This window comes from Paenibacillus sp. J22FR83 (genome assembly GCF_059691955.1).
In genome coordinates, this window is sequence record NZ_JCAUAM010000001.1 from 1005551 (window position 1) to 1013336 (window position 7786).

At 47.9% G+C, this 7786-nt stretch carries 6 protein-coding genes, 3 tRNA genes and 1 rRNA gene; 4 read left to right on the forward strand and 6 right to left on the reverse strand.

From position 1 onward, the window contains the following. Nucleotides 1-17 precede the first annotated feature (17 nt). Both AC58PV_RS03625 and AC58PV_RS03630 read right to left on the reverse strand, forming a co-directional pair. Complete coding sequence (locus AC58PV_RS03625; protein WP_497430912.1) at nucleotides 18-1388, reverse strand: aldehyde dehydrogenase; 1371 nt, start codon at nucleotides 1386-1388, stop codon at nucleotides 18-20. Nucleotides 1389-1612: 224 nt separating this feature from the next. Further along, nucleotides 1613-1741: a hypothetical protein gene (locus AC58PV_RS03630; RefSeq protein WP_497430913.1), complete on the reverse strand. Its 129-nt coding sequence runs from the start codon at nucleotides 1739-1741 to the stop codon at nucleotides 1613-1615. Nucleotides 1742-1876: 135 nt separating this feature from the next. Here AC58PV_RS03630 and AC58PV_RS03635 point away from each other — a divergent pair, with 135 nt between their 5' ends. The 4 genes from AC58PV_RS03635 (at nucleotide 1877) to AC58PV_RS03650 (ending at nucleotide 6374) form a co-directional block, all read left to right on the forward strand. Beyond that, on the forward strand, nucleotides 1877-3385 hold the full coding sequence (locus AC58PV_RS03635; RefSeq protein WP_497430914.1) for a spore germination protein: 1509 nt from the start codon (nucleotides 1877-1879) through the stop codon (nucleotides 3383-3385). A gap of 5 nt (nucleotides 3386-3390) precedes the next feature. Beyond that, the gene (locus AC58PV_RS03640) at nucleotides 3391-4578 is read left to right on the forward strand and encodes a Ger(x)C family spore germination protein (protein WP_497430915.1); all 1188 of its coding nucleotides are present in this window, start codon (nucleotides 3391-3393) and stop codon (nucleotides 4576-4578) included. Next, on the forward strand, nucleotides 4575-5681 hold the full coding sequence (locus AC58PV_RS03645; RefSeq protein ID WP_497430916.1) for a GerAB/ArcD/ProY family transporter: 1107 nt from the start codon (nucleotides 4575-4577) through the stop codon (nucleotides 5679-5681). The genes AC58PV_RS03640 and AC58PV_RS03645 overlap by 4 nt, the downstream gene beginning before the upstream one ends. Nucleotides 5682-5834: 153 nt before the next feature. Then, complete coding sequence (locus AC58PV_RS03650; protein ID WP_497430917.1) at nucleotides 5835-6374, forward strand: GNAT family N-acetyltransferase; 540 nt, start codon at nucleotides 5835-5837, stop codon at nucleotides 6372-6374. A gap of 72 nt (nucleotides 6375-6446) precedes the next feature. On the opposite strand, the gene AC58PV_RS03655 is transcribed toward AC58PV_RS03650, so the two are convergent. The 4 genes from AC58PV_RS03655 to AC58PV_RS03670 form a co-directional block, all read right to left on the reverse strand. Then, nucleotides 6447-6528 (reverse strand) — tRNA-Leu (locus AC58PV_RS03655). 13 nt (nucleotides 6529-6541) lie between these two features. Beyond that, nucleotides 6542-6613, reverse strand: a tRNA-Gln gene (locus AC58PV_RS03660). 15 nt (nucleotides 6614-6628) lie between these two features. Beyond that, nucleotides 6629-6701 (reverse strand) — tRNA-His (locus AC58PV_RS03665). Between the two features lie 66 nt (nucleotides 6702-6767). Then, nucleotides 6768-7786 (reverse strand): 23S ribosomal RNA (locus AC58PV_RS03670); the annotation flags it as partial.

Here is a 7786-nt window from a genome sequence, read left to right on the forward strand (position 1 = left end):
CCTAATTGAGCGATTGGTTACGGCTTAGTCAACCTGCGAATGATTTTCAAGCCAATTTGACTAGAAGGATAGCGAAAAGGAATATCGAACTTCGTCGTCTGCTTTAAGATACTTTTCATATGCGAAAAGATCTGAAAGCTCATCTCACCATGATAGCTGCCCATGCCGCTCTCACCGACACCGCCGACAGGCAGATGTGTAGAGCCGAAGTGCATCAGCGTATCATTGACACACCCGCCGCCGAATGATATTCGCTCCAGCAGGGTATCTTGCACCTTTTTATCCTCTGAAAAAACATACAAAGCAAGCGGCTTCGGCCGAGCTTGAATTAACCCGATCACTTCCTCAAGACTGTCATAAGTAAGTACAGGAAGAATAGGGCCGAAAATCTCCTCTTGCATCACGGTCATTTCCCAGGTAATATCTTCAAGCACCGTTGGTTCAATTTGCAGCGAGAGATCGTTAGCCAGCCCACCTATAACAACCTTTCCCTGTTTCATAAAATGACGCAACCGCTCATAATGACGGCGGGATATGATTTTGCCATAATCGGGGCTTTGCAGCGGCTTGCTGCCATAAAACGAAACAATTGCTTCTTGCAAGTAAGCCAATAGCTTCGATTTCACGCTCCTATGCACGAGTAGATAGTCGGGAGCCACGCAAGTCTGCCCTGCGTTTGAGAACTTCCCGAAAGCGATTCGCTGCGCCGCCAGCTTCAATTGCGCATCATCGTGTACGATGCAGGGGCTCTTGCCGCCAAGCTCTAATGTGACTCGTGTGAGATGCTTCGCTGCCGCCTCCATCACGATTTTCCCGACGGCGACACTGCCCGTAAAAAAGATTTTGTCAAACGGCAGCACCAGCAACGCATGACTTTCTTCCACACCGCCTTCCACAACCGCGATAAAGTGCGGTTCGAAGGCAGCACGCAATATCGAGGACATCACAGCAGATACTGCAGGCGCTAGCTCGGAAGGCTTTAACACAACCGTATTGCCAGCGGCAATCGCTCCCACTAACGGATCAAATGCCAGCATAAAGGGATAATTCCAAGGCGCAATGATAAGCGCCGCACCAAGCGGCTCAGGGATGATGTAGCTTCGGCTTCCAGAATGCGTCATGGGTGTTTTCACCTTTTTGGGCTTCATCCAACGTTTCAAATGCTTCATGACATGTGCGATTTCTTGATACACAATGCTGATTTCAAACGCGTACGCTTCCTTCTCTCCCTTATTCAAATCCGTGCGAAGCGCCTGAATAATGTCAGATTCACGTTCGACAATCGCTTGCTTCAGCTTCTTAAGCTGGGCAAGCCGGAAATCCAGTCCTCGCGTGGCACCGGTGAGATAATACCTTTTTTGCTGATCCATCAATTGGCTTAAGGCCATTCGGCTCTCCCCCTATGGGATATGGATATCCCGGTTACCTATATTGCAAACGCTTACAAATTACATTGGTAAATAATCACTTAGTTCTATTATCTTACCACCGCAATCCCCAAAGTGACAACAGTGCGAAGAAGTAGAAGACCTCTCTTGTTGGTCGGCAGCCAATCCCCTCTTTTTCCGTAATATTCTGATGATTTTTTGGAAAAATAGTTAAGATTCACAATTCAGTTGTTCTTGCCCTGTCGTTTTAATGCTATATATTTCTGAATCGCTTGCTTCCCTTTAAGTCGGTACCACACGACAACAGGTGCCAAAATGTTAATGCCCATAACACCATATACCACAATCCACATGAACCACTCCGTGTTGAGAACAGACTGGTAAATTACCGAATGATAAAAACCATCACAGCCGCTCCTTTCGTTTGTTGTTAGTGTAGCCAGCGGCTTGGAGGCTATTCCTATAGGCAGAGATTAGAGGTGAACGTCTTGCAGGCAGTAGGACAAGAAGCCCTTAGGTTGAATTGGTCGAACAAGACGGCAGCCATCGAGGAAATATTGGGGCAAAGTGTCGATGTGCAGAGACGCGACTTCATGTTCTGCGGCAATCCTGAATATCCAGGAAGCTGCTATTACTTAGAAGGACTTGCCGATCCAGCTATAATTGATAAAGCATTAAAGGCTCTTGTCGTCTCCGGTGCGGAGTTAGTGGAAGAACCCGCTCTGCTGGCGACAGCAGAGGAAATTCTCAGCAGCTTAATGTTCAATGCATCGATCAAAATATGCAAATCACTGGCCACAGGCATTGAAGGCATCCTCTGCGGCGATACACTCGTTCTGATCGATGGTGTTGAACAAACCTTGCTGGTCAGTTCTAAAGGATGGAAAGATCGCAGCGTTGAAGAGCCTGCATCCGAGAACAATGTCCGTGGTCCACGTGACGGCTTTACTGAAAGCATCCGCACGAACACAGCTCTCGTTCGCAGAAGAATCAAAGATCCTATGCTGCGCATGGACGGCATGGTCATTGGGACTAGAACGAAAACGGATATCAATATCGCTTATATCCAGGATTTAGTCAAAGTTGGACTTGTCGACGAGGTCAAGAAAAGGTTATCCCGCATACAGATCGATGCCATCCTCGAAAGTGGTTATATTGAGGAAATGATTGAAGATGCGCCATTATCCCCATTTAATACGATTCAAAGTACGGAACGTCCGGATAAAGTAGCTTCAGCTTTGCTGGAAGGCAGAGTGGCAATTTTTACAGATAATACCCCAGTTGCCTTGATCGTGCCGACATTCTTCTGGCAATTCATTCAAGCGCCGGATGATTATTATAACCGTTATTGGGCGGGGACGTTTTTTCGCATTGTGCGTTACATTGCATTCATGATCTCTTTAATACTGCCATCCATTTATGTGATGCTGGTTTCCTTTCACCATGAGATGATTCCAACCGCTCTCGCCCTTACCATTGCTTCTGGACGAGAAGTTGTTCCCTTTCCCGTTCTGCTTGAAGCCGTTCTAATGGAGCTTGCATTCGAATTAATGCGTGAAGCCGGGTTGCGTATGCCGAAGCCTATCGGCCAAGCCGTAAGTATCGTAGGCTCGTTGATTATCGGGCAGGCAGCCGTTCAAGCAGGACTTGCCTCCCCTTTTATGGTCATCGTCATCGCCATCACGGGAATTTCGTCATTTGCCATTCCAAGCTATTCGTCTTCACTGGCACTGCGCATATTCCGCTTTCCGCTCCTGATCGCTTCAGGTACCCTCGGATTGCTTGGATTCTCCGGCACTTTCTTTATTCTGCTGCTCCATGCGCTTTCCATCCGTTCCTTTGGCGAGCCTTACTTGGCACCTGCCAGTCCTTTCCGCCAAGAAGACCAACGGGATATGATGCTCAGAATGCCACTCTGGATGATGGATGAGCGACCCGCTTTTGCCCAGGATACGCAGCGTATGCACGATCAGCAAAAACCTGTGCAGAAGGAGTGACAACGATGATGAGAGTCCTTTGTATGTTCTTGGTACTCACTCAACTGCTGCTCACAACCGCTTGCTATGGCCTGCGCCAAATTAACGAATTAGCTCTAGTGACCGCCGTCGGCTTGGATGTCGGTAAAGAGCCGGGCTCCGTCAAAGTATCCGTTCAAATCATTCGACCCGCTGATGCACGCGGGCAAACGGGTGCACCTTCTGGTGGCACTGGACAGCCGATTTATTCCATCAGCGCCGAAGGCAAAAGCATCTTCGATGCGATTCGCCACCTAGGGCAATTCACTTCGCGGCGCGTGTACTGGGCGCACAATTTTTTAATCGTGATGCAAGAGAGCTACGCGAAGAGGGGCATTGCGGATATGATTGATTTTTTCACACGCAATCATGAACTCCGGATGAACACTTGGGTCGCTGTAACGAAGGATTCACCTGATGAGGTGATCTCCACGATTACTGGGCTTGAAGTGGTACCTGGCGAGGCCGTGGATCGGCTGTTCCGCAATATTCAGATCGTTGGTTTAGCACCGGCAACCAATATGATGAATTTGGAGGAGGCTTATTTAAGCCGAACTGTACAACCTGTACTTGCTCAGGTAAGCCTTGTGCCAAGAGGCATTTCCAATAAAAAGCCCGAAGAACACGGCTCCATCAAGCAAGTCGAGTTGGCAGGCGCAGCGGCATTTCTTGAAGATAAGATGATGGGTTGGCTTACCTTAAAGGAGACCAAGGGTTTGATGTATTTTTTACAAAAAATAAAAAGCCGTACCGAAGTAGTCACCTGTCCTCATCAGGAAGATCAGATTGTTACCGTCGAATTCAAAGAAATTCAGTTCAACGTACAGCCCTCCTATGTGAATCAGCTGCCTAGGTTTCGTATCCAACTGAAGGTCAAGTCCGATGTTGTCGAGAACAATTGTGAGGCTTCGATCGTTGATATCCGAGAAGATGCTGAGAAAGCGCTTGAAGCGAAGGTCGCTTCCCAAATCGAAAAAGTTGTGAACACAGCTCAACAGAACTTCCATTCTGACTTTTTGAAGTTTGGCGATGTGTTTCGCAATAAATTTCCGCAAGAATGGCAGACACTGGGAAAAGACTGGGATGCAACGTTCTCGAAGGCGGAGACGAGCGTAGAAGTCAAGGCTACGATTCAATCTACCGTCCTGAAAGCAGCCGAACGGGGGGTCAAATGAGAAAGATCCAAATTACAAATGGCATGTTCATCGCCATGGTCGTTAATCTGATCTTCGCCAAGGCGATCGGCGTTACTCAGGGGGTTCTCGCTCGCACGGTCGGCCAAGATATGTGGGTCGCTACGCTGCTTGGCACGCTGCAAGGCGCGTTCATGATGTATATCACTTATTTGGTCATCCGCAGAACGCCGCATCTCAATTTTATCGAACTAGGCGAAGTTCTGCTCGGCAAATGGTTTGGCAAAATCGTAGCGCTGCTCATATTTGTCTTATATTTAGCAGCCTTCGGGCCTGTTATGATCACTTTCGTGTATCACCTCAAAGATTACTTTCTACCTGAAGCGCCTGTTTGGCTGTTTACGACCTCTTCACTTATCGTAGGAGCAGTTGGTTGCTATTACGGTTTAGAAGTCATGGCACGCATTGCCTTGATCGGTCTGCTTTTTATCTTCCTGTTAAATATACTGATTGTGGTCGGTTCGACCAATGAGTTCGATATTCGAAATCTGCTTCCGCTTTTGGAGCATGGCTTTCCCCATACCGCTGCGGCCAGTATACACTTCGATGCCGATTGGGCCCTCGCTATTATGCTCGCTGCACTTATTATGCCGATGATGAGCGGCACAGCTTCACGCGGCGGACTGATCAGTGTAATCAGCATTCTGGCAAGCGGCATGCTCATTATCATTTGGGCGATTCTTGAAGGTGGCGTCTTATCCGCAGAAGTGACAAGCCAGTATACAATTTCCTGTATGAAACTAGCACGAAACGCGCATATCGGAAACTTCCTCCAGCGGTATGAAATGATCATGATCGCGCTATATTCTGTCTCCGTTCTGTTTGAAGTGATGTTCTGTATATATGGCACATCTGTCTCCCTGTCCAAAATTCTCGGTCTCCAAAGCAACAAAAGCATGATTCTACCTGTCTGTCTCCTGCTTGGTCCTTTCGGCACCTGGATCGTTAGAGATCATTTCCGGGCAATTGAATACTTGGAACACGACTGGCCCATAATTGCGCTCCCCATCGCTTTCGGCTTACCGTTACTCATGCTGGCGCTGCGGCTGCTGTTACGCAAAAAGCTAGATCATCTCGTTCCATAAAGAAAGACCCTTCACGTAAATGAGGGGTCTTTCTTGCAATCTCTATGATACATTTACACAAACAAAACGTAGCGTTCATCTAAATCCACAAGTCCTTTTATATACTTAAATTGTCTGATTGCACGAATCATAAGAGGCAAGGTGGTAGATAGAATGCTAAAAAAACGCGACTTACACGATTGCCATTCCCTGTACAACTTCATGATGGATCCCGCTGTATTCCCTTACGTTCGTAATAAATGCCTATGCTATGAAGCATATTTGTTCCTAACCAAACAAATAATCGTCGAGGAAGAAAACGACATATGTATATCCAGAACAATCCTTAATGAAATGGGACAACCCATTGGTACCATTGAGCTTTATGATATTGTTAATCGAACAGGCTTCCTAGCCACATGGATTGGGTCTCCCTTTTTCGGTAAGGGGTATAATCAACAAGCCAAAGAATCCTTTTTCACAGAATTATTTCTTGAAAATAACATAGATACCGTGTTCTTGAAGATACGAAAACAAAATATTCGATCCAAGAAGGCAGTCGAAAAACTCCCTTACGCCCAGTTAGCCAACGATACACACCCTCACAAGTATGCATCCATCAATCAAGGTCAATTCATCTATGATTTGTACAAAGTGGAACGACTATGCTTCCTAGAAAATAGTAGAGTCATGCAACAGGAAGTGGCTACATGATTTTTCAGTAACGCCTTCATTTATAGAGAACAAAAAGAAAAACCCTTGATTATCAAGGGTTTTTCTTTGGGATGCGGTCGGAGGGATTTGAACCCTCACGCCTTGTGAGCGCCACCCCCTCAAGATGGTGTGTCTGCCGTTCCACCACGACCGCTTAAGAAAGTATACTGGGGATCTAGGATTTGAACCTAGGCATGACGGAGTCAAAGTCCGTTGCCTTACCGCTTGGCTAATCCCCATTAAGTAGGGAAAAGGGCGACCGATGGGACTTGAACCCACGAATGCCGGATCCACAAACCGGTGCGTTAACCCCTTCGCCACGATCGCCACAGTAGGAATATTTATTCCCTAAAAACTAGATACGAAACTTGCGTAAAGTTGAACATTAGGAATTTGGTTAAGCCCTCGACCGATTAGTATTCGTCAGCTGCATACGTTGCCGCACTTCCACCTCGAACCTATCAACCTCGTCGTCTACAAGGGGTCTTACATACTGGGAAATCTCATCTTGAGGGGGGCTTCGCGCTTAGATGCTTTCAGCGCTTATCCCCTCCGTACATAGCTACCCAGCGATGCCTCTGGCGAGACAACTGGTACACCAGCGGTACGTCCATCCCGGTCCTCTCGTACTAAGGACAGCTCCTCTCAAATTTCCTACGCCCGCGACAGATAGGGACCGAACTGTCTCACGACGTTCTGAACCCAGCTCGCGTACCGCTTTAATGGGCGAACAGCCCAACCCTTGGGACCTACTTCAGCCCCAGGATGCGATGAGCCGACATCGAGGTGCCAAACCTCCCCGTCGATGTGGACTCTTGGGGGAGATAAGCCTGTTATCCCCAGGGTAGCTTTTATCCGTTGAGCGATGGCCCTTCCATTCGGTACCACCGGATCACTAAGTCCGACTTTCGTCCCTGCTCGACTTGTAGGTCTCGCAGTCAAGCTCCCTTATGCCTTTGCACTCTGCGAATGATTTCCAACCATTCTGAGGGAACCTTTAAACGCCTCCGTTACATTTTAGGAGGCGACCGCCCCAGTCAAACTGCCCACCTGACACTGTCCCCATACCGGATCACGGTACCAGGTTAGAACTCCGATACGATCAGGGTGGTATCCCAACGGCGCCTCCACGCAAGCTTGCGCTCACGCTTCAAAGGCTCCCACCTATCCTGTACAGATCGTACCAAAGTCCAATATCAAGCTGCAGTAAAGCTCCATGGGGTCTTTCCGTCTTGTCGCGGGTAACCTGCATCTTCACAGGTATTAAAATTTCACCGGATCTCTCGTTGAGACAGCGCCCAAGTCGTTACGCCATTCGTGCGGGTCAGAATTTACCTGACAAGGAATTTCGCTACCTTAGGACCGTTATAGTTACGGCCGCCGTTTACTGGGGCTTCAATTCATAGCTTCGG

What these genes read in the sequence shown, in the direction of transcription:
- AC58PV_RS03625 (WP_497430912.1), bottom strand. Translation starts at nt 1,388, where the DNA reads ATGGCCTTAAGCCAATTGATGGATCAGCAAAAAAGGTATTATCTCACC.
- AC58PV_RS03630 (WP_497430913.1), bottom strand. Translation starts at nt 1,741, where the DNA reads ATGTGGATTGTGGTATATGGTGTTATGGGCATTAACATTTTGGCACCT.
- AC58PV_RS03640 (WP_497430915.1), top strand. Translation starts at nt 3,391, where the DNA reads ATGATGAGAGTCCTTTGTATGTTCTTGGTACTCACTCAACTGCTGCTC.
- AC58PV_RS03645 (WP_497430916.1), top strand. Translation starts at nt 4,575, where the DNA reads ATGAGAAAGATCCAAATTACAAATGGCATGTTCATCGCCATGGTCGTT.
- AC58PV_RS03650 (WP_497430917.1), top strand. Translation starts at nt 5,835, where the DNA reads ATGCTAAAAAAACGCGACTTACACGATTGCCATTCCCTGTACAACTTC.